The organism is Photorhabdus namnaonensis (assembly GCF_001684335.1).
GTDB classification, from domain to species: domain Bacteria; phylum Pseudomonadota; class Gammaproteobacteria; order Enterobacterales; family Enterobacteriaceae; genus Photorhabdus; species Photorhabdus namnaonensis.
On sequence record NZ_LOIC01000070.1, the window covers coordinates 68,557 to 90,417 of the forward strand.

The 21,861-nt window shown below is 41.6% G+C and carries 23 protein-coding genes, 2 tRNA genes, 3 other RNA genes and 1 pseudogene; 6 read left to right on the forward strand and 23 right to left on the reverse strand.

The genetic code is table 11. The features are described from left to right. Positions 1–382: 382 nt before the first annotated feature. Positions 383–1,285, reverse strand: a complete 903-nt coding sequence (locus Phpb_RS11965) for a tail fiber protein (RefSeq protein ID WP_065390534.1) — start codon at positions 1,283–1,285, stop codon at positions 383–385. A 719-nt stretch (positions 1,286–2,004) separates the two neighbouring features. On the opposite strand from Phpb_RS11965, the gene Phpb_RS11970 reads away from it, so the two are divergent. Further along, entirely contained in the window at positions 2,005–2,193 is a 189-nt protein-coding gene (locus tag Phpb_RS11970; protein ID WP_046397782.1) for a type II toxin-antitoxin system HicA family toxin, read from the forward strand. Between the two features lie 63 nt (positions 2,194–2,256). Continuing rightward, the gene (locus tag Phpb_RS11975; protein WP_065390535.1) at positions 2,257–2,664 is read left to right on the forward strand and encodes a type II toxin-antitoxin system HicB family antitoxin; all 408 of its coding nucleotides are present in this window, start codon (positions 2,257–2,259) and stop codon (positions 2,662–2,664) included. Positions 2,665–2,716: 52 nt separating this feature from the next. On the opposite strand, the gene Phpb_RS27390 is transcribed toward Phpb_RS11975, so the two are convergent. Further along, positions 2,717–2,806 (reverse strand): tail fiber assembly protein, encoded by a 90-nt coding sequence (locus Phpb_RS27390; RefSeq protein WP_072165200.1) that lies wholly within the window; start codon positions 2,804–2,806, stop codon positions 2,717–2,719. Between the two features lie 48 nt (positions 2,807–2,854). Beyond that, positions 2,855–3,811 (reverse strand): phage tail protein, encoded by a 957-nt coding sequence (locus Phpb_RS11980; protein ID WP_065390536.1) that lies wholly within the window; start codon positions 3,809–3,811, stop codon positions 2,855–2,857. A gap of 458 nt (positions 3,812–4,269) precedes the next feature. On the opposite strand from Phpb_RS11980, the gene Phpb_RS11985 reads away from it, so the two are divergent. Further along, on the forward strand, positions 4,270–4,566 hold the full coding sequence (locus Phpb_RS11985) for a helix-turn-helix domain-containing protein (RefSeq protein ID WP_065390537.1): 297 nt from the start codon (positions 4,270–4,272) through the stop codon (positions 4,564–4,566). Positions 4,567–4,652: 86 nt separating this feature from the next. Here Phpb_RS11985 and Phpb_RS11990 read toward each other — a convergent pair whose 3' ends face one another. The 16 genes from Phpb_RS11990 to cydA form a co-directional block, all read right to left on the reverse strand. Beyond that, positions 4,653–4,970, reverse strand: a complete 318-nt coding sequence (locus Phpb_RS11990; RefSeq protein WP_065390538.1) for a hypothetical protein — start codon at positions 4,968–4,970, stop codon at positions 4,653–4,655. Between the two features lie 681 nt (positions 4,971–5,651). Further along, positions 5,652–5,784: non-coding RNA, RtT sRNA (locus Phpb_RS11995), on the reverse strand. 42 nt (positions 5,785–5,826) lie between these two features. After that, a non-coding RNA gene (locus Phpb_RS12000) (RtT sRNA) lies at positions 5,827–5,959 on the reverse strand. Positions 5,960–6,001: 42 nt separating this feature from the next. After that, a non-coding RNA gene (locus Phpb_RS12005) (RtT sRNA) lies at positions 6,002–6,134 on the reverse strand. A 42-nt stretch (positions 6,135–6,176) separates the two neighbouring features. Then, positions 6,177–6,252 (reverse strand) — tRNA-Lys (locus tag Phpb_RS12010). A gap of 36 nt (positions 6,253–6,288) precedes the next feature. Next, positions 6,289–6,364, reverse strand: a tRNA-Lys gene (locus Phpb_RS12015). A gap of 147 nt (positions 6,365–6,511) precedes the next feature. Next, complete coding sequence (gene cpoB, locus Phpb_RS12020) at positions 6,512–7,279, reverse strand: cell division protein CpoB (RefSeq protein WP_065390539.1); 768 nt, start codon at positions 7,277–7,279, stop codon at positions 6,512–6,514. A 9-nt stretch (positions 7,280–7,288) separates the two neighbouring features. Further along, positions 7,289–7,789 (reverse strand): peptidoglycan-associated lipoprotein Pal, encoded by a 501-nt coding sequence (gene pal / locus Phpb_RS12025; protein ID WP_065390540.1) that lies wholly within the window; start codon positions 7,787–7,789, stop codon positions 7,289–7,291. A gap of 42 nt (positions 7,790–7,831) precedes the next feature. Continuing rightward, positions 7,832–9,124: a Tol-Pal system beta propeller repeat protein TolB gene (gene tolB / locus Phpb_RS12030; RefSeq protein WP_065390541.1), complete on the reverse strand. Its 1,293-nt coding sequence runs from the start codon at positions 9,122–9,124 to the stop codon at positions 7,832–7,834. A 257-nt stretch (positions 9,125–9,381) separates the two neighbouring features. Then, on the reverse strand, positions 9,382–10,452 hold the full coding sequence (gene tolA / locus Phpb_RS12035) for a cell envelope integrity protein TolA (protein WP_065390542.1): 1,071 nt from the start codon (positions 10,450–10,452) through the stop codon (positions 9,382–9,384). A gap of 45 nt (positions 10,453–10,497) precedes the next feature. Further along, entirely contained in the window at positions 10,498–10,923 is a 426-nt protein-coding gene (tolR, locus tag Phpb_RS12040; protein WP_036780822.1) for a colicin uptake protein TolR, read from the reverse strand. A gap of 13 nt (positions 10,924–10,936) precedes the next feature. Further along, entirely contained in the window at positions 10,937–11,632 is a 696-nt protein-coding gene (gene tolQ / locus Phpb_RS12045) for a Tol-Pal system protein TolQ (protein ID WP_065390543.1), read from the reverse strand. Further along, on the reverse strand, positions 11,629–12,033 hold the full coding sequence (ybgC, locus tag Phpb_RS12050) for a tol-pal system-associated acyl-CoA thioesterase (RefSeq protein WP_065390544.1): 405 nt from the start codon (positions 12,031–12,033) through the stop codon (positions 11,629–11,631). The genes tolQ and ybgC overlap by 4 nt, the downstream gene beginning before the upstream one ends. A 287-nt stretch (positions 12,034–12,320) precedes the next feature. Next, positions 12,321–12,443, reverse strand: a complete 123-nt coding sequence (gene cydX / locus Phpb_RS12055) for a cytochrome bd-I oxidase subunit CydX (RefSeq protein ID WP_065390545.1) — start codon at positions 12,441–12,443, stop codon at positions 12,321–12,323. 12 nt (positions 12,444–12,455) lie between these two features. Continuing rightward, complete coding sequence (gene cydB, locus Phpb_RS12060) at positions 12,456–13,595, reverse strand: cytochrome d ubiquinol oxidase subunit II (protein ID WP_065390546.1); 1,140 nt, start codon at positions 13,593–13,595, stop codon at positions 12,456–12,458. Positions 13,596–13,609: 14 nt separating this feature from the next. After that, entirely contained in the window at positions 13,610–15,178 is a 1,569-nt protein-coding gene (cydA, locus tag Phpb_RS12065; protein ID WP_065390547.1) for a cytochrome ubiquinol oxidase subunit I, read from the reverse strand. 777 nt (positions 15,179–15,955) lie between these two features. Here cydA and Phpb_RS23820 point away from each other — a divergent pair. Then, positions 15,956–16,060: pseudogene (locus tag Phpb_RS23820) on the forward strand (tail fiber assembly protein); the annotation flags it as partial. Between the two features lie 302 nt (positions 16,061–16,362). Continuing rightward, on the forward strand, positions 16,363–16,710 hold the full coding sequence (locus tag Phpb_RS12070; RefSeq protein WP_065390548.1) for a hypothetical protein: 348 nt from the start codon (positions 16,363–16,365) through the stop codon (positions 16,708–16,710). Here the strand turns inward: Phpb_RS12070 and Phpb_RS12075 are convergent. Next, the gene (locus Phpb_RS12075; RefSeq protein ID WP_065390549.1) at positions 16,697–16,942 is read right to left on the reverse strand and encodes a hypothetical protein; all 246 of its coding nucleotides are present in this window, start codon (positions 16,940–16,942) and stop codon (positions 16,697–16,699) included. The two genes, Phpb_RS12070 and Phpb_RS12075, sit on opposite strands and share 14 nt — an antisense overlap. Before the next feature lie 452 nt (positions 16,943–17,394). Between Phpb_RS12075 and Phpb_RS12080 the strand changes: the two genes are divergently transcribed. Next, positions 17,395–19,182 carry a Hint domain-containing protein gene (locus Phpb_RS12080; RefSeq protein ID WP_065390550.1) on the forward strand — a complete coding sequence of 596 codons (1,788 nt, stop codon included), beginning with the start codon at positions 17,395–17,397 and terminating at the stop codon, positions 19,180–19,182. A 262-nt stretch (positions 19,183–19,444) separates the two neighbouring features. Here Phpb_RS12080 and sucD read toward each other — a convergent pair whose 3' ends face one another. The 3 genes from sucD to Phpb_RS26850 form a co-directional block, all read right to left on the reverse strand. Then, complete coding sequence (gene sucD, locus Phpb_RS12085; RefSeq protein WP_065390551.1) at positions 19,445–20,320, reverse strand: succinate--CoA ligase subunit alpha; 876 nt, start codon at positions 20,318–20,320, stop codon at positions 19,445–19,447. Positions 20,321–20,322: 2 nt separating this feature from the next. After that, the gene (sucC, locus tag Phpb_RS12090; RefSeq protein WP_065390552.1) at positions 20,323–21,489 is read right to left on the reverse strand and encodes an ADP-forming succinate--CoA ligase subunit beta; all 1,167 of its coding nucleotides are present in this window, start codon (positions 21,487–21,489) and stop codon (positions 20,323–20,325) included. Between the two features lie 168 nt (positions 21,490–21,657). Then, positions 21,658–21,861: 2-oxo acid dehydrogenase subunit E2 (locus Phpb_RS26850; protein ID WP_240492537.1), on the reverse strand; the 204-nt coding region annotated here is incomplete at its 5' end.

Below are 21,861 nucleotides of genomic sequence, written 5' to 3' on the forward strand. Positions count from 1 at the left end.
AAATTAAATCATGTTATTTTATAATCAATATCTTAAATTATTGTAAAAATAATCCTCCTGCAATTCACTCCAATTAAAGTCTAGTCCAGAAAAAGAATGTAGTTCAACATTTTGAACTCGAAAATATACTCCCCAAATTTATATTTAACATCTGGGAATTATTTTTCTCTTATTCTTTCTATATCGTCCTGTAACTCTTTCTACTTTAAATTCCAGACTGAATCTTCTGGCATCTAGACACAAATATCTAAGGATATTGATACTATTCTGCAATTTCATAGCATCAATACGATACATTACCCTTTTTCTATTTTCAGAATAAAAAAAATAAAGCCGGACTAACCGACTTTATTCTTACTTCAAATTGCTTCGGCCACTAGAATTATGCTGCCCTTACAACGTAGTTAAATGCAATGTTACGGGGTCTATTTTCATGTGCTGTTCTCGCAACATTTGAATTATCAAAATAGATTACATACCCGGTACCTGCAACTTGCTGATAAACGATTGTACGAGCCGGTCCTTCCGAAAACACGCCGCTCGTGCTGTCATGCGGTCGCGTCATCATGCCGATGTTATTACCGCCTTCAAGTGCCCCACCTAATTTCTGCATTGTATCTGTTTGCCACGTACCGCACATGCGACCGGGATCAACACCACGGCCATCATCCCATCCCCGGATAAATTCGCCTCTTAAATCAGGTAATCTACCGTCAGGATAAGCTTCCGCCAACTTCGGATACTGTAATTTATTGAAAAATGCACCATTACAAGTGAGATAGCCAACAGGTGGATAAGGCAACGGCCACGGAATAGGAGAACCAGCAGGAATTTCACTGGCAGCTTTAATCCGGTTATCTATCTCTTCACGAGTATAAGTATACTCACGTAATGAATTTATTTCTTCCTTAACAAACTTTTGCGTCACTGCCAATGTATCACTATTGCCAGTCACATTTGCCAGCTGAACAACTCCTTTTTGTGTTAATGAGGCACTAGGGATGTCTGTTGTAATTTTTTGTTCTATCGCTTTATTTAATTGAGCAGTGAGTTTGGCTACATTTCCATCATCAAGAACATCATTGCCAGATTGTGTCGCGATAAAATCAGCGACGACAGATGATATGGTTGATGACTGACGTAATACCTTATTTAACAAATGAGTAGGAACATTACCCGAAGGAAATCCAGTCTGCAAACCCTGATTTTCTTCATACTTTTCTTGGCTAATGACATTTGCATTATTACTAATAGAAAAAGCCTTAAAATCATTCTTTTGACTCATATACTTTCCTTAAATTAAATCATGTTATTTTATAATCAACATCTTAAATTATTGTAAAAATAATCCCCTGTAATTCAGGCTAATAAAAGTCTAGTTCAGGAAAAAATATAATACTGTGTTCTTATTACTTATAAGGTTAATCGTTTTTGTATCATTGGCAGCAATAAATAGTTCAACATTTTACAATCTAAAATATACAGCCAATTTATATTTAATATCTGGAAATTATTTTTCTCTTATTCCTGTTATCTCATAGAAGAGTTTCGCAAACAATTAAAAGAACAAGCGCGTAAAAAACTACAGAAATGGGGTATTAAACCGAAAAGTTGAACCTTTTGAAATGGCAACAGGTATCTAATTCTGAGTACCTCTTTTGTGAATTACTCTGATGACTTTATGTGAGGGTCTTAGCCTATCGTAATCCTAACTGGTTTCCCTAGCCAGTACACCTCAAAATCTAAAAAGATAAAGCCGGACTAACCGACGTTATTTACTAACCACACCTTTCCTCCTTTTTATATATTTCTGATAACCAATTATCAATGATATTTGAAGCTTCAATTAGTGTAATTGGATGTCCGTTATCACCTTTTCGGCCTCTGATTGTTACATTGATCATGTTTCACACCTATAAAAAGTAGGCACAACACCCACAAATATATTGATAATGGAATTAATGTATAGGTATTATACTTACACATTAACCAAACGGAGGATTTATGGGTAGTGCAGAGCTAATAAAACTCCTAATAGCTGACGGATGGGTTAAGGCCAGACAAGACGGTAGCCACATCACTCTAACTAAACCCGGTGTTGCAAAAATAATCACAATACCGCACCCAAGAAAAGACTCATCAAAAGGTGTTATCCGGCAGGCACAAAATATTTCAGGGCTGAAATTACTATGATAACGGGCACAGTTATGCCGCCCTTTCTCTGCAAAGCTCATGATCAAATTAAGAGGTAATACTATGATTTATCCACTCTTTATATTTAAAACAGAAGATGGGTTTGACGGTTACTTCCCCGATGTTGAAAGCTGTTTCTTTGCTGGCAATACCTTAGAAGATGCTATTCGGGATGCTGAAAAAGCGTTCGCGCAGCACATGGAAGTTTTAATCGAACACGGCGGCTATGTCCCCGCCCCTAAAAACTCTTCTGATTACATCGGTGATCCTCGCTTGTCTGAAGATGGAGGGATTATTGCCCTCATCGAGTTAGATCCAGCGAAATATGAGTCAAAAGCCATAAAGTTCAATTTAACTATGCCTGGCAATCTATTAACTGCCATAGATCGCTACATTGAAAAAAACGGACACTACAAAAACCGCTCTGCTTTTCTAGCTGAGTTAGCCAGAAAAGAAATAGCTCACCAGTGACAGATTTAGTTTTCAGAATAAAAAAATAAAGCCGGGCTAACCGGCTTTGTTATTACCTCAGTTTATCCAGCCATTCAATATCGGAAGCTTGTAAAATATCTGTTCTGCTCAGCAATACCCGATATTTTTTCCATTCAAGCAAAACGGCTTCTTATATTTTTGGCTTTTAAAAGGTATTTTTATTCGGCTATTATGCTGCTCTCACTATGTAATTAAATGCAACATTGCGGGGACGGGTTTCATAACCGCTTGTATTGTTAGCAATTGATGTAACAGTTGCGTCGCCTGTAACATCCCTACCAAGCGGGTATTGGTATCCATCTACAGGTCCTTGATAATTAGAAAGGTATTTTCTTCTCTCATTCCCTTGAGAAAGTTGTATTCTTTTTGTGTTGTCAGTTTGTGCGCTTAAAATAATACGACCACTATCAACACCTCGGCTATCATCCCAACCACGAATAAATTCTCCGCGCAGGTCAGGTAATTTTCCTGTAGGATACGCTGCCGCTAATTGCGGGTAAGCTGTTTTATCGAACTCTGCTCCATTACATTGCAGCCACCCCGCTGGCGGTATAACTGTAGGCCAGGGAATAGGAACTCCCACAGGAATATTATTAACTGCATTGATTAGATTATTAACTTCTGCCTTGGTATATGCACCTATATCCCCAGCCTCTAGACTAATGTCAGCAGACAATGCTTTTCCATTCACCTTTCGGCTATTGGGCACTCTGTCATTAATATTTTCACGCAATGAATCTATTATTTCCTGGGCTAGCTTTTGAGTGACAACCAATGTATCACTATTGCCTACTACATCTGTAAGCTGAACAATACCTTTCTGTGTTAATGAAGCATTTGGAACTTCTGCTGTGATTTTTTGCTCTAATGCTCTGTTTAATTGGACTGTGAGTTTAATTATATCACCATCATCCAGAATATCATCGCTAGATTGTGTAGCGATAAAATCAGCTACCACAGATGATATAATTGATGACTGGCGAAGAACTTTATTTAATAAATCGATTGAAATAGTATTAGGTGGAAATCCAGTCAGTAAACCCTTACTTTCTTCATATATTTCTTGACTAATTATATTCGCATTATTACTAATAGAAAAAGCCTTAAAATCATTCTTGTGACTCATGCACTTTCTCCTTAAATTAAACAATGTTATCTTATAATCAATATATTAAATTATTGTAAAAATAGTCTCCCTTGCAATTCACACTAATTAAAGTCTAGTCCAAAAAAAGAATGTGGTTCAACATTTTTGAATCAAAAATATACCCTCCAAATTTATATTTAACATCTGGAAATTATTTTTATTTTATTCTTTCTATTTCATCCTGTAATTTTTTCTATTTTAAATTCCAAACTGAATATTCTGGCATTTGGACAAAAATATCCAAGCGGCAATGTTCAGGAATATCACAGGATTCCCCATCTTTGTAGAAGACTCGCTTGTTGTTATTGTCGATACACTTAAATTGCTAGTTCCGAAAACATGTCGATAAATGAGAGTGATGACACTGGAAGATTTCAATAATATAATGAACCTGCCGGGTTAACGCGGTTATCGACAAAGTAGAGCCAGAGTGAATAATGAATATTAAACCCATTAGAACAAAACAAGATTATCAAGAAGCATTAAAAATTGTTGCCTCTCTGTTTGATAATCAACCTGAAATCGGCACACCTGAATTCGCCCATATGGAAGTTATGGTTCTATTGATTGAAGCCTACGAAGCAGAACACTATCCCATCGACTCACCAGATCCAATCGAAGCTATCAAATTCAGAATGGAACAATCTGGATTGACGACCAAAGATTTAAAGCCTGCACAAATCGAGAACACTGAGAAGTCCCCAGGACATGAGACAGGCATAGAGTGTTTGTGATCCACCGATTGCTCAACCAATTCAATGAGATCTCCTCTACGCCTGTCCGTAACGTATGTCAGAACTTTTCCCAGGGAAGGCTCAGGTTAAAAGAAAGAATTACTCTTCGATCCAACCTCCACTTCAATTTCCGCGTTTAAATAACTGGCAAGATTAGTGGCTGTAACTTTATAGTAGTAAATAAGGTTAGGAGGTGGTACAAGTATTTCACTTCTGCCGGGGTAGATCTCTATAGAACTATACAGAGTATAATCTCCGACTAAGGATGCCCAGAAGCCACTCACTTTAACTAGCGCCAAGCTAACGTTTTTTATAGTTATATGAGGTTGATGAGCAGGAACTAATATACTGCCATTCTTATAAATATCAAGAGTCTGATTAGGGTTTATATATACTCGTGCCATTTTATTGTTTCCTTATTATTACGGTTATTTTACTGCTTATATAGCAGGTGACCTTATCGGTAAAATTTAAATTAGCATTTACTCCGAGTAGTTAAATATTGAACTTTATCAGTGACGTAAAAATAATAAGATAACCTCATGGTCATATCAGTATTAAATGATTAGTAGGCAGAATGTTTTCTGGAGCATATTAGATGTCAGCATTAAAATCAGACAGGTTAATTATGAGCTATACATTGGTATACTTTTGGAAATTAAATAATGATGAATGTCGTTTAAACGTTTAATTTTAAAGTAATAGATATGTTTTTAATTTCAACACTTTGGGTTATTTATTACTATTAATTACATGTAATGGTTAATCATTTGAGATGTAAGAATATTTCATTGTTATTTATTAAAATTAGACTATGTTTTTAATGAATTGTCAGAGGTTTTCTACAGTAATAAGTATATTACTTATAGAATAATATGATAGTTTCGAATAGTAAGTGCAACATAATTACCCTACAAGTAAATAAGTTCGTATTCTTTTAAACAATTTATTGTGGGCTTTGCAATTACATGTTGTTATCCCGCTTCGCTCGGCTCGAACCTGCGACCCATTGATTAAAAGCCAACTGTTCTACCGACTGAGCTAACGATCTATCTAGGGAATTTGTTTTGAATGAAGCTTTAAGATGGTGGGTCGTGCAGGATGACTCGGCCTGTGGCCTCGCCCTTCGGGCCAGCGCTTACGCGCTGTTGTCTCGCTTCGCTCGGCTCGAACCTGCGATCAATTGATTAAAAGTCAACGGCTCCACCGATTGCACTAACGATCTATCCAAGGGAATTAATTTTGAATGAAACTTCAAGATGGTGGGTCGTACAGGATGACTCGGCCTGTGGCCTCGCCCTTCGGGCCAGCGCTCACGCGCTGTTGTCTCGCTTCGCTCGGCTCGAACCTGCGACCCATTGATTAAAAATCAACTGCTCCACCGATTGCACTAACGATCTATCCAGGGAATTTGTTTTTGAATGGAGCTTCAAGATGGTGGGTCGTGCAGGATGACTCGGCCTATGGCCTCGCCCTTCGGGCCAGCGCTCACGCGCTGTTGTCTCGCTTCGCTCGGCTCGAACCTGCGATCAATTGATTAAAAGTCAACTGCTCTACCGATTGCACTAACGATCTATCCAGGGGAATTAATTTTGAATGAAACTTCAAGATGGTGGGTCGTACAGGATTCGAACCTGTGACCAATTGATTAAAAGTCAACTGCTCTACCGACTGAGCTAACGACCCATCTAGGGGAATTTGTTTTCGAATGAAGCTTTAAGATGGTGGGTCGTGCAGGATTCGAACCTGCGACCAATTGATTAAAAGTCAACTGCTCTACCGACTGAGCTAACGACCCATCTTGTGACTTCTCTCGGCAACGGCGGCATATATTACTGATTTCTCCGCGCTACGCAATGATTATTTTTTCAAATTACGTTTAAATGCTTATTAAACACTCAATTAACCCCGAAAATGTATTACTACACCCTTCCGGGGCCAATAATTATAGAGTAGAAAGCTTTTTCTCCGCCAGTTTAGCTGCATTCGAACCAGGGTATTGTTTCATGACCTGTTGGTAAACCGATCTCGCTTTATCCTTCTGACCCTTGTCCTGCATGATTAAACCAACTTTATAAAGCGATTCGCCACTCTTCTGCGACTTCGGATACTCTTTGACTACCGTAGCAAAGTAATACGCTGCTTCGTCTTTTTTACCCTTGTTGTAATTAATCTGCCCTAACCAGTAATTGGCATTAGGCATATAACTCGACTTTGGATAACTCTTCACAAAACTCTGAAAGGCCACAATCGCTTTATCATACTCTTTGGTATTCACCGCCAAATGAACAGCAGCGTCATAATCACCTTTTTCACTGCCCGTGCCGACAGTTGATGATGCCTGATTACCACTATCACTTGCCGTTGAAGAAGCTGTATTTGCAGTAAGTTTATTCCCCTCAGAACTGGTAGCTCCCTCCAGTTGCTGATAAATGTCCTTCTGCCGCTCTATAATCTGATTAAGCTGATACTGATTCTCCTGAATCTGCCCTCGAAGCATGTCAATATCACGTTGAGAATCAGCAAGTTGTTGCTGGAGTTGCGTTAATAGCTGACTGTGAGCGTTGGAAATACGCTCTAATTGGGTAAGGCGCTCATCGGTAGAACCCGAGCCGACATTACTGATTGGCGCTTGGGCAATAGCGGCCCAAGGAACCGCTACGCCAACCAGTAACGACAGACCCAAAAAATGATGTCTGAAGTTACTGTTCATGAACTACTCTTAGTATGCCAGTACTGCGCGACGGTTCTTACCATAAGCCGCTTCGTCGTGACCCAGTACAGCAGGTTTCTCTTTACCGTAAGAGACGATAGAGATTTGCTCACCGGAAACGCCTTTGCCTTGCAGGTACATTTTCACTGCATTAGCACGGCGCTCACCTAATGCGATGTTGTACTCAGGAGTACCACGTTCGTCAGCATGACCTTCTACAACAACTTTATAAGATGGGTTGCTGCGCAGGAATGCCGCGTGAGCGTCCAACAGCTGAGTAAAATCTGAGCCAATGTCGTATTTGTCAAAACCAAAATATACGATGTTGTTGTTTTGTAGCTCTTGCATTTGCTGACGAGCTAATTCCTCTGCTGATAGACCCGCATTAGTTTCGTTAACAGTGCCGACACCAGTCTGATCGTTATCAGCATTCTTGTTAGAACTACACGCTGCTACGGCCATAACTGGTAAAGCTAACATCAGCCCTTTTAGCACTTTGTTCAGTTGCATCTCTTTGATCCTTTTAAAATTTGCCATACATATTATTATGCATCACAGATACGGCGACCAGGCAGGGAATTTTACCTGTCCATCGGTTACCGGAAGACGCGCTTTGAAACGCCCGTCAGTCGAAACTAGCTGCAATACAGTCCCCAACCCTTGGGTGGAGCTATAAATCACCATAGTGCCGTTAGGTGCGATACTCGGCGTTTCATCCAGGAACGTATCCGTCAAAATTTGAACGGCTCCCGTTGCCAGATCTTGTTTAGCTATGTGCTGCTTACCACTCTCTGAGCTGACCATCACCACAAAACTACCATCCGCGCTTACATCAGCATCTTGGTTTTGTGTGCCTTCCCAAGTGAGGCGTTGCGGAGCACCGCCATTAATATCGGTTTTATATAACTGTGGACGACCACCCTGATCAGAGGTGTAAACCAAAGTCTGGTTATCCGGCATCCAACTTGGCTCAGTATTGTTACTGCGGCCATCTGTAACTTGACGGATCTGAGCTGAACCCAAATCCATCACGTAAAGATTCAAACTACCCGATTTAGACAGAGCAAATGCCAATTTACTGCCATCCGGGGAAAATGCAGGCGCACCGTTATGACGCGGGAAAGAGGCGACCTGACGTACCTCGCCACTCGCCAAGGTCTGGATAACCAAGGCGGAACGGCCGCTTTCAAATGTCACATAAGCCAGTTTAGCGCCGTCAGGAGACCATGCCGGCGACATCAACGGTTCCGGCGAACGGTGAACAGTGAACTGGTTGTAACCATCGTAATCAGATACACGCAGTTCATACGGATATTTACCGCCATTAGTCTTTACAATGTAAGCCAGACGAGTACGGAATGCGCCTTTGATGCCTGTCAGTTTTTCAAATACTTGATCACTAGCTGTATGCGCAGCATAACGCAACCATTGTTTGGTTACTTTAAATTGATCCTGAGCAAGCACCGTGCCCGGAGCACTCGCAGTATCAACCAATTGATAAGAGATTAAAAAACCACCATCCGCACTTGGCTGGATCTGCCCAACAACAACAGCATCAATCCCCAACGCCGACCACGCGGCAGGCGTCACCTCAGATGCCGTCGTTGGTTGCTGCGGCATACGGCTGACATCAATAGGGTTAAATTTACCGCTGTTACGAAGATCAGCCCCAACGATCACCCCAATCTCTTCCGGTGCATTCCCCGCTCCAGTCCATTTAAAGGGTACAACGCCAATAGGACGCGCAGAATCGACACCTTGAGTGATCTCGATACGAACTTCTGCGTAAGCAACCGTGGCCCACAACATTAAAATGCCTAGTACTACTTTAAAAGCCTGCCTCATTAATCTCTCCCTTATCACGATGGAATAGTCGCAATAATTCGCAGAATATTAACAAACGTCAACAAACAAAACCAGATATACCCGTTATCTTTCAAGTTGCCTCTTTGTTGGCTGAACTCGCTTACCCCGCTGACATAGTTATCTATGCTCCCGGGGATTCGCTCCCTCGCCGTCGCGATGCAGCTCGAAATCCATTGGGTATAGCTTAATAACATTGAATGGTTCTGTTTGTTATTAATAACTCCTAAATAACAACTTTATTGAGGTTTGAAATCAAGCGGCGCGTTTTTAAACACTTCGTAAACCTCCTTACTTGGCGGCTTCGGAATTTTCGCTTGTTTAGCCGCCGCTACCGCTGCCTGGCACAACGCCGGGTCTCCCCCCTCTGACTTTATATCAATTAACAACCCATCAGGAGCAAGTTTAATCCGTAACGCACAGGTACGCCCACGATACATACTTGGATCGTAAAACTTATTCTGTATCGCTATCTGAATCTGCCCCAAATAGTTATTAATGTCGGCATTTGAAGCTCCACTTTTCTTGCCGCCACCTTTACCGGCGGCAGAAGCCCCTCCCTGCTGTTTCGGTACATTGGAAGTTAAGCCACCCAGTAAGTCATCAACTTCACTTTCCTGTTTAGCGGCTTGCGCAGCCGCTTTTTTCTTGACGTCAGCTTCGGCCTTGGCTTTAGCCTTTGCATCTGCCTCAGCTTTGGCTTTAGCATCCGCTTCAGCCTTGGCTTTTGCTTTAGCCTCAGCGTCTACTTTGGCTTTCGCTTCTTCCGCGGCTTTTTGTTTAGCAGCAGCGGCTTCCGCCTCTTTCTTAGCCTCGGCTTCGGCTTTCTTCTGCGCCTCAGCCTGCTCTTTAATCAGTTTTTCTTTTTCAGCCTTAGCCTTTGCCGCCGCTTCTTCCGCCTGTTTTTGCTCTTCACGGGCTTTGTTTGCGGCTTCTACAGCCTGCTTCTTCTGTTCTTCCGCTGCTTGTTGCGCTTTAATTCGTTCTTCTTCCACCGCTTTTAAACGCTCCTGCTCTTCAGCCTGTTTTTCCCTTAATTCAGCGGCCTGTTGTTCGGCTTTCTTCTTTCGTAACTGCTCCGCACGCTTAGCGTCAGCCTGTTGTTGTTGCTGTTGATTGTACTGTTGTACTACCGCATTCGGATCGACCATCACAGCATCAATAACAGAACCATCCTGACCGCCGCCGCCCATTTCAGTTTTTCGTGTCAGGGAACCCCAAATAAGTAACCCGATCAAAATAATATGCAACACAACCGAAACGATAACAGCGCGATTTAATTTATTGTTTTGCCCGTTTGTCTTTCCCACGCTCGATATCCAAGATCTTCAAATAACAGCAACTGCCGGCTAAACTCAGATAGGCTGAGTCATTAAACCAACGGATTTCACACCTGCCCGATGCAGCATGTTAAGTGCCTTAATAATCTCATCGTAAGGCACTTCCTTCGAACCACCGATCAAGAAAACGGTTTTTGGATTCTCTTTTATTCGTGCCTGCGCTTCCGCAATAATTTGCGGTTCAGGCAATAATTCCAATCGTTCATGGTTAACTATCATGGTGTACTGACCAACACCAGAAACCTCCACGATTACCGGTGGATTATCGGAGTTGGAAACCGTTTTAGAATCTACCGCATCCGGCAGATCAACTTCTACGCTTTGAGTGATAATCGGCGCCGTCGCCATGAAGATAAGCAACAGAACCAGCAACACGTCCAGTAAGGGAACGATATTGATTTCGGATTTCAGCTCACGCTTGCGACTACGGGTGCGTGCCATAGCTTCTCCCTTACTATTTGTTCTCTACTTTATTTTCAGCAGCGAAAGCCTGACGATGCAAAATAGCCAGAAATTCTTCCATAAAGTTATCGTAATTTTGCTCCAGCTTATTAACACGCTGATTCAGGCGGTTGTATGCCATAACTGCCGGAATCGCCGCAAACAGACCAATCGCCGTTGCAATCAACGCTTCTGCAATACCCGGCGCTACCATCTGGAGAGTGGCCTGTTTTACCGCACCTAACGCGATAAACGCATGCATAATTCCCCAAACTGTACCAAACAGACCGATATATGGGCTAATTGAGCCAACTGTACCCAAGAATGGAATATGGCTTTCCAGCGATTCCAACTCTCGGTTCATTGAGATACGCATCGCACGTGAAGCCCCGGTTAATACCGCTTCTGGAGCATGATTATTCGCATGACGCAGACGGGCAAATTCTTTGAACCCAGAATAAAAAATTTGTTCTGTTCCACCTAAAGAATCTCGACGCGACTGACTTTCCTTATATAAGCGTGATAATTCAATACCCGACCAGAATTTATCTTCAAATGCTTCCGCTTCACGAGTCGCCGCATTGAGAATTTTGGTCCTTTGAATAATGATTGCCCATGAAGCAACGGAAAAGCAGATCAAAATCAGCATGATCAGCTGCACCAAAAGGCCCGCCTTCAGGAATAAATCTAGAATGTTCATGTCAGTCACTGCTTAAACTCCGCGACAATAAACTTTGGAAGCGCAACCGGCTTCATTTGAGATGTTTTCACGCAGGCGATTAAAACTTCTGCGCTGTTAATAATTACTCCGTTACCATCAACAATGCGTTGAATAAATGTCAAAGACGCTCTACGAATATCAGTAATTTCACTCTGCACCTCCAACATATCATCAAGCCGGGCCGGAGCACGGTAATCAACTACGATACGCCGAACAACAAATGCAATTTGTTCATCAAGTAAACGCTGTTGATGAATTCCATGCTGACGTAACATTTCAGTACGTGCCCTTTCATAAAAAGCGACATAACGGGCGTTATAAACTACCCCACCAGCATCTGTATCTTCGTAATAAACGCGGACAGGCCACCGGAATAACGTATTATTCATTTCAATCCTACATAAGGCGAATTAACGCTGCCACTATACTCAAGACAATGCGGCTTTGGAATAATGTGCAAATAAAAAATTTATGGGTTAGAAGCCTCATAACATACAGAATTAACTCATAAAGAAATGACACAAACCCCAAATCAAAATCAAGAATGCCGGCAAAGGATGGAAAAAGATACGCAAAACAGTCAGGTCCCAGAATACACAAGCGGCAAACATTAATGCCACAATAAGGATAAGGCCCCGAATAGGGGCTTTATCCATTAGCCGATAGTATTTATCTATCAACACGATTCCTCGCCATTTTTAGCGGTTTTTTCTTCTTCATTATGCTCAAAAGCTAAGGCGGCGATTATAGCGAAACTACAAGCCAAGAGCGTTCCGAGAATCCAAGCGAAATACCACATGCTTTATGTTCCTTAGTACAGTGAATGTTTGTTATCTTCAATAAAGCTTTTATCCAAACGCCCGAACATTTTGTAGTAACACCAAATGGTATATCCCAGAATGATTGGGACAAAAATCAATGCAACTACAAACATGACGCGCAGCGTCATCAAGCTTGAAGTCGCGTCCCACATCGTCAAGCTGACATTAGGATCAGTGATTGAAGGCATCACAAATGGGAACATCGTTACACCACAGGCCAGAATGATGCCAGCAATTGTCAGTGAAGAGAACAGAAATGCCCATCCAGCCTTATTCATGCGCGTCATCAGCATCGTCAGCAAAGGCGAAGCCACGCCCAGCGCCGGTAGAACCCACAACCACGGATAGTTGTTAAAGTTAGTCAACCAAGCGCCCGCCTGATGGGCGACCTCTTTATGCAATGGATTAGACTGAGCCATCGTATCCAAGCCGCCGGTCACAACATAACCATCAATACCATGAATCAGCCATACGCCTGCCAACAGGAAAGCCACCATTGTCACCAGCGCACAGAGGTAAGTCGCGGTACGAGAACGCAGACGCAGCTCACCCGTAGTACGCATTTGCAGATAAGTTGCTCCCTGCGTCACAATCATCATCAAGCTGATCACTCCCGCCAATAAACCGTATGGGTTGAGCAATCCAAAGAAGGAGCCGGTGTAGAACAGGCGGAGTTGAGAGTCAACGTTAAACGGCACTCCCTGTAATAGATTACCGAATGCCACGCCGATAACTAATGGCGGAACGAAACTACCGACAACGATTCCCCAATCCCACATGTTACGCCACTTGCGGTCTTCCAGTTTGGAGCGGTAATCAAAACCAACCGGACGGAAGAACAATGCAGATAACACCAGGATCATAGCAACATAGAAGCCAGAGAATGCCGCGGCATAGACCATCGGCCATGCCGCGAACAGCGCTCCACCGGCGGTAATCAGCCAAACCTGGTTACCATCCCAATGCGGCGCCACTGAGTTAATCATGATGCGACGCTCAGTGTCGTTTTTGCCGATGATACGTAACAGGATACCAACTCCCATATCAAAACCATCAGTTACCGCAAAACCGATTAGCAACGCACCAATCAATAGCCACCATATAAATCGTAGTACTTCATAATCAAACATAAGTGGACTCCTGTTTACTGAGCATCGGGTGCTGAAATTGTTTTCTGTTCAAAATGGTAACGCCCGGTTTTTAAGCTACTCGGGCCAAGGCGGGCAAATTTGAACATCAAAAACATTTCCGCAATCAGGAATAAGGTATAAAGGCCGCAAATCAGCGCCATAGAGAACAAGATATCGCCGGCTGTTAAATTGGAACTCGCCACCGCAGTCGGCAGAACTTCACCAATCGCCCACGGTTGACGACCATACTCCGCCACAAACCAGCCTGATTCTATGGCAATCCACGGCAATGGAATACTGTACAGTGCGGCGCGCAGCAACCATTTTTGTTTACCAATGCGGCCACGGATAACACTCCAAAACGCCAAACCAATCAACAATAACATCAGGAAGCCGGCTGCAACCATGATACGGAATGCAAAATAGAGCGGCGCAACACGAGGGATAGAATCTTTCGCGGCGGCTTTGATCTGTTCTTCACTAGCATCAGTTACTTTGTTGGTATAACGTTTCAACAACATGCCATAACCCAGATCTTGTTTACTCTCATTGAATGCGGTACGAACAGTCGGGTCTGTGTTACCGGCACGTAATTCTTCCAACAGTCCATAAGCCTTTATACCGTTACGAATACGCACCTCATGCTGCTCCATCAAATCACGCAGACCAATGACCGGAGTATCAACGGAACGGGTAGCAATCAATCCCATAAGATAAGGGATCTGAATTGCGTATTTGTTTTCCATTTTATCCTGATCCGGGATACCTATCAGTGTAAAAGCGGCCGGAGGTGGCTGAGTTTCCCATTCAGCTTCGATTGATGCCAGCTTAGTCTTCTGTACGTCGCCCATTTCGTAGCCAGATTCATCACCCAACACAATAACAGACAACACAGCCGCGATACCAAAGCTTGAAGCAATCGCAAATGAACGCTTAGCAAATGGAATATCACGGCCTTTAAGCAGGTAATAAGAGCTGATACCGAGAACAAAGATCGCTCCTGTCACATAACCCGCTGCAACGGTATGAACAAATTTCACCTGAGCAACTGGGTTCAGTACCAATTCAGCAAAACTGACCATCTCCATACGCATGGTTTCAAAGTTGAAATCAGAAGCAATCGGATTTTGCATCCAACCGTTAGCAATTAGAATCCAAAGCGCAGAGAAATTAGAGCCTAGTGCGACCAACCAAGTTACCGCCAGATGTTGCGTCTTACTGAGACGATCCCAACCGAAGAAGAACAGGCCTACGAATGTAGACTCCAAGAAGAACGCCATCAAGCCTTCAATCGCCAGAGGCGCACCGAAAATGTCACCAACGTAGTGAGAAAAGTATGACCAGTTAGTCCCAAACTGGAACTCCATAGTCAACCCTGTTGCAACCCCCAGAGCAAAGTTAATACCAAATAACTTGCCCCAGAACTTTGTCATATCTTTGTAAATTTGTTTACCGGAGAGCACATATACCGTTTCCATGATCGCCAGCAAAAACGCCATACCAAGCGTTAGCGGAACGAATAGGAAGTGATACATCGCAGTTAAGGCAAACTGTAATCGTGACAGTTCGACAATATCAAACATCTTGACTCCTTGCTCCTAGCAGGAAGACACCGACTTGCGGCAACCTGGCTTCATGTAAGTACTTTTCTCAAAGTACTCATACAGAAGCCTCATAACTACCAGCAATAAATGCCTTTAAAATAACAACTCATTAATAAGTAAATTAAAAACTAATTAGACTAATAGTATAGTACGCTTATATTCCCATACAATAAATAGGTTTTACGTGATTCAGATTAGAATTCTGAATATAGGTCAATAATTGCGGTTATTGTTTAATGGAAACTCATTGATCAGGATCAATTTAAGCAAATTAGAAAAATAATGCTATAGGTAATAACCTGATTTTATTCATTTATTTTTGGCTCGTGTTAATAACTTTATCTATTATTTCATTTTAGTTGATATATTGTTAATTATTTGTTTATTTGGCTAAATATTGATTTCTATATTGCTGTGAAATGACTTTTAAAATTAACTTGTTATTTTCATCCTTAAGAAAATATTATTATTAACTCTGCATTAACAGTGAGATCACCACCATTTGGCTGTCATTCAGATAGCACAATGACACACAGCTCGAGAACTAAGCTTCCCTCTTAACGACAGATCTCTTCAAACTGAGTGAAATGACTTAGTATCTTAAGTTACACAGCCCAACAATAATTGTGTAAAAATATTTTACACAACAGAAAAACTGCGCGTACCAGCAAGTAATGACCGAAATACCTTTCTTCCGGCTCCCACAGACAGGCTTTTCCGGGCTCGCGCTAGTCACCACCATAATACGCTGTTGAAACTGAGATGCAGTCGGAAGCTAAAAAAGCGTTGTTGCTGAACTGGAAAAAGCATTTGGTATTATTGAGTTTGGTTGATGTTTCATTGGCACCAAACATTAAATGAATAATTATTTTTTCTGATTATTTAATACAAAATCAAATTTTTCACTGTAAATTAATTATTAGATAACACGGATATTATTGAGGATGGTTTATAATAAGAAATTAATAGAAAAAACAATAGCTTTTAGATGTTGAGTTTTTTATTTTCACCAATTAACTAAAAATAGTTAATCCCTTAAGGTATAAGAGAATTTAATTATTAATTAACTGAACTAGACTGTGATTGATGTGAATTATTGAAGTATTTTTCAATAATTAAAGATATTGATTATAAAATAACGCCACTTTACTTAAGGAATATTTATGAATCTAAAAAATGATTTTAAAGCTTTTTCTATCGGCAATAATGCTAATGTGCCGAGCCAAATAAATTATGAAGCAAGTGAGAATATAAATAATGGATTTCAAGCAGACAAAGCTATCACTACTCATGATTTAAATAAAGCATTACGTCAATCTTCAACCATAGCATCTGTGGTGGCTGATTTTATCAAGACACAATCTGGCGAGAATGTTTTGGATGATGGTGATATAGCCAAGATCACTGTGCAGTTAAATAGAGCATTAGAAAAAACAAATAGTGTATTTATATTATTTTTATGCTTGAGAATGAAATCCAGCCAACGAAAAACAGCCACTATGAAATATTGAAGCCCAGATGGAGAAAATCAATCGGCAAAGATATTGTGTCCCTATTGCACCGGATAACCTCCCACATCCAGAGGTAAAAACCACAAAACGTCGCGACCCATAACGCTATCTTCTTGGTATTTCTGACTATTACTGCCAACAGACACGGTATCTGGACTGTCAGCAAACCTAGGAAACGAGCATAATGGTGCCCATGATGCGGCTTCACATCCGCAACACTTGGTTCTATCATCTCCTTTACCGGGAATACTTCTTTTTGCCCTACAACGTCAACCGGTTTTCTCTAAAATAAAAGCCAGAAGAATACTGCAATAACACTTAATAAAGTGAAATAAAGAATCCCACGAGAAAAATAGTGGTATTTGTTAACAATCTGACATGAGAAACTTGACAATATTTTGCAAAGAACTATTAATTATATAAATGATTATAGCTCCACCTTTAATATCTATTCTTCCTATACTGTAAAAATATTATATATATCTTTACAATTTTTTATATAACCAAAGGGGGGATTGATGATGCATCTTTATTATTCATCTTACTCATAATGTCCAACGTGAATTAAAGACATTAACAAATTATCAGTTTAAAGTAGTAATGCGTTAATATTATATTGACTAAAGAATAAAATACATGTAATTAATTCCTTACAAAACCTATATTATTTCACAGGATAAAATTATGACTCTATATAACAGAGCATTTGTTTTTTTCATTATGCTATCCCCCCCTATAATATCATGCTTTGCTGATACCCAAATTAAGTTATCTGCCGAAGAAAGCCAGGCTATGTCTCAGTTCTTAAATAGCCTTGAGCCAAATAAACCTACATTAATCGATTTAACTCAACCGCAAAACGAGAAAGGATATATCGCATTATTAAAATCTCACAATATTACAGAACAGACACATCCTGATATTTTTGAAGATATCGAAACTATGAAAGCACACCAAAATGCATTACTTAAGAATGGACAACGACTTGAAATACAAGATTCGTTTACAAAGCCAAAAAATTATATTAGTCATCCTAGAATCGTATTCTCCGAAAATTCCAGATCAATTTCAGCTACTGTTTTTGCTTCCCTATATTTTCCTGGCTCTAATATTTCAAACAGCAATACAATTGAAACTAACGCTGGAAAGGCAAAGTTACAGGGCGGCCTCTCAATTATTAGCTCTGATAACCAAGATGTTAAAACACTACATGTATCCGTACAAGAAAGTACAAAGAATAATGGAGTACGGAACTTTGTACTATCCACCCCCGAATATAATCTTGCTACCTCTGGACAACATGGTAATACGTATCAAGCCATTTCCTTTTTCCAAGGGGAAATAAATGGGATACCACTCAATAACGCACCAATAGTAGAGAAATCACTGCCGCTGCAAGACCTTGAAAATTCTTTTAGCAACTTTTTTCCTCAAAGTATGGAAAACAAAGCGCCAACTTATGTAAATAATTCACCAGAGAAAGAGAAACCGATAATCGTTTGCTTAAATAGAGCAAACCCTGAACCAGGAGCTCCTAGTGAATGTGATTACGGTCCTACGTCGCCAGGTAAGCCAAATGATCAGTCAACAATCAAACTGGAAATAATAGGTAATGTTACATTTAAGAACCCTATCGCCATTGATAAAAATAGGAAACCTAAAGCAGCTCAAGGGATTTCACCAGCGATAGATCTGACGCTGGTCGGTCTCGATACTGGCGGCGCATGTAAATTAGCAAGAGATATAGATGAAAATACATTTTGGAAACATAAAAAAGTCAATAATGATCGTCTCAAAGGCAATAATACAAATTTATCATGGGAATTTTCTAAAAACACAGACTACGCTGATTTTGGACCAATATGCTGGAAAAATAACGAAAGATATGTACTAGACCTACAGGCTACTATTGTAACAATTCAAGGTGATAACGCATTTCCTGTTCTGTTTTCTTATACCAATAACCCCGGTAGTGTGAAGAGCGCGTCACAACTCATCTATCCACCTATTCAAATCCAATATGGTTGTATTGCAGAAGGCACATTAATAGATATGGCTGACGGTTCAAAATGGAAAGTTGAAAATATACGCCCGGGAGATAGAGTTTTAACAAAACAAGGCGGTATCTTACAAGTAAAAAGCCGTATTGTAGGTCACGATACTGAATTTATTGATTTAACTTACAATAATGGTGAACAGGTTTCACTGACTCCAACACATCCTGTCTCAACATTACAGGGAATAGTAAAAGCCGAAGACCTTAATGTCGGTGATACAATACATACACTTGATGGCCAAATTACCCTTACCTCAGTTAAACAGAGAAAATCAGAACCATTAAACGTGTATAATTTTGTCTTAGAAAAGACAGATAGCCAAAGTGAATTATTACCTGAAGATGCTGTGCTTTCTGCCGGTGGCATTTTAGTTGGTGATAATAATCTGCAAAGAAAAGTGTCGATATCAAATTAATATCTCAGATTAATGACAAAGTGCTGGCTTTTTTAGTCAGCACTCATTTCTAAATAGCACATTTATATTATTTTTGTCGCTGGGAATAAAATTCGGTTATCAAAAAAAGCCATTATGGAATATTAAAACCCAATGGAGAAAATCAATCGGCAAAGATGGAACTTGAAATTTTCGATGCTAAAGAACCTATTTCTAACGGGCTTTTTTAACGATCTGAGGCCACTTCACAGTGGCCTCATAGATAAATATTTCTTATCAGCGCTTACTTGCCAGCAAGTAGATCTTTCACAGCATCACCAATGTCAGCCAAGCTACGAACAGTTTTCACGCCTGCCGCTTCCAGAGCAGCAAATTTTTCGTCCGCCGTTCCTTTGCCACCTGCGATAATGGCGCCGGCATGGCCCATACGCTTACCTTTTGGCGCAGTCACACCTGCAATGTAACCAACAACAGGCTTAGTTACATGCTCCTTGATATAAGCCGCCGCTTCTTCTTCCGCTGTACCACCAATTTCACCAATCATTACGATGGCTTCTGTTTGCGGATCTTGCTGGAACAATTTCAGAATATCGATGAAGTTAGAACCTGGAATTGGGTCACCACCGATACCAACACAGGTAGATTGCCCTAAACCTGCATCAGTGGTCTGTTTTACTGCTTCATAAGTCAGCGTGCCTGAACGGGAAACGATACCAACTTTACCCGCTCGATGAATGTGGCCCGGCATAATACCGATCTTACATTCATCCGGTGTAATGACTCCCGGGCAGTTAGGGCCGATCATACGCACACCCGCTTCATCCAGTTTCACTTTAACCGCCAGCATATCCAGAGTCGGGATACCTTCAGTAATGGTAATAATCAGCTTGATGCCAGCATCGATAGCTTCCAGAATGGAATCTTTACAGAATGGAGCGGGAACATAGATAACAGAAGCCGTTGCCCCCGTTGCTTCCACCGCTTCACGAACGGTATTGAAAACAGGTAATCCCAGATGCTCAGTACCACCCTTACCCGGCGTTACCCCGCCAACCATTTGGGTACCGTAAGCAATAGCTTGTTCTGAATGGAAAGTTCCTTGGCTGCCAGTGAAACCCTGACAGATAACTTTGGTGTTTTTATCGATTAAAATAGACATTATTATTTTGCCTCCACTGCGGCTACTGCTTGCTTAGCTGCGTCCGTCAGGCTGGTTGCGGCAATGATATTTAAACCACTGTCAGCCAATTTTTTCGCGCCCAGATCAGCATTGTTCCCCTCCAAACGAACAACAACCGGTACGTGAACCCCAACTTCTTCCACCGCACCAATAATACCGTCAGCAATCAGGTCACAACGAACAATACCACCAAAGATATTAACCAATACCGCTTTTACATTTTCATCTGACAGGATAATTTTAAACGCTTCTGTAACACGTTCTTTGGTTGCGCCACCACCGACATCAAGAAAGTTAGCTGGCGCGCCGCCATGCAATTTAACGATGTCCATCGTTCCCATTGCCAAGCCAGCACCGTTTACCATGCAACCAATATTGCCATCCAGTGCGACATAGTTCAGTTCCCACTGTGCCGCCTGAGCTTCACGGGGATCTTCCTGAGATGGGTCATGCATTTCACGCAATTCAGCCTGACGGAACAGTGCGTTGCCGTCAGCGCCCAGTTTGCCATCCAGACAAATCAAATCACCTTGAGTGGTAATAACCAGTGGGTTAATTTCAACTAGAGCCAGATCGCGCTCCAGGAACAGATTTGCCAACCCTAAGAAAATTTTAGTGAACTGGCTGACTTGTTTACCGGTTAAACCTAATTTAAATGCCAGTTCACGCCCCTGATAAGGCATAGGACCAATCAGTGGGTCAATAATCGCTTTATGAATCAGTTCCGGGGTCTCTTCCGCAACTTTTTCAATTTCAACACCACCTTCAGTAGAAGCCATGAACACTACACGACGTGTACCACGATCAACCACAGCACCGAGATACAGCTCCTTCGCAATATCAGTCGCCCCTTCCACTAAAATCTGACGAACAGGCTGACCTTGCGCATCTGTCTGGTAAGTAACCAAACGTTTGCCTAGCCACTGTTCTGCGAAAGCGCGAATTTCTTCTTTACTGTTAACCACTTTCACGCCGCCCGCTTTACCGCGGCCGCCAGCGTGAACCTGACACTTCACCACCCAAGGGCCAGAGCCGATTTTAGATGCTGCTTCTTCTGCTTCACGCGGTGTCGTGCAGGCGTAACCAGCCGGAGCGGGTAAACCATACCGTGCAAAAAGCTGTTTTGCCTGATACTCGTGTAAATTCATGATGTTCTATCCATAATTAAGTCTGAGGAGAGCAAAAATAAGTAGGTTGCTCTCTGATTTTTTTGTTGCCCTGGATATAGCCAGTCCAAAGAAAAGACTGGCTGTACATATACATTTGTTTACTTCAGACTGGGCAGATATTAGCGCGTATCCGCCCTGATTATGTTGCTATACGTCCAGCAGCAAACGTGCAGGATCTTCCAGCATTTCTTTGATGGTCACCAGGAAGCCTACTGACTCACGCCCGTCAATCAGACGGTGGTCATAAGACAGTGCCAGGTACATCATTGGAAGGATCTCCACCTGACCATTAACCGCCATTGGGCGATCTTTGATGGCATGCATGCCAAGAATCGCACTCTGTGGCGGGGT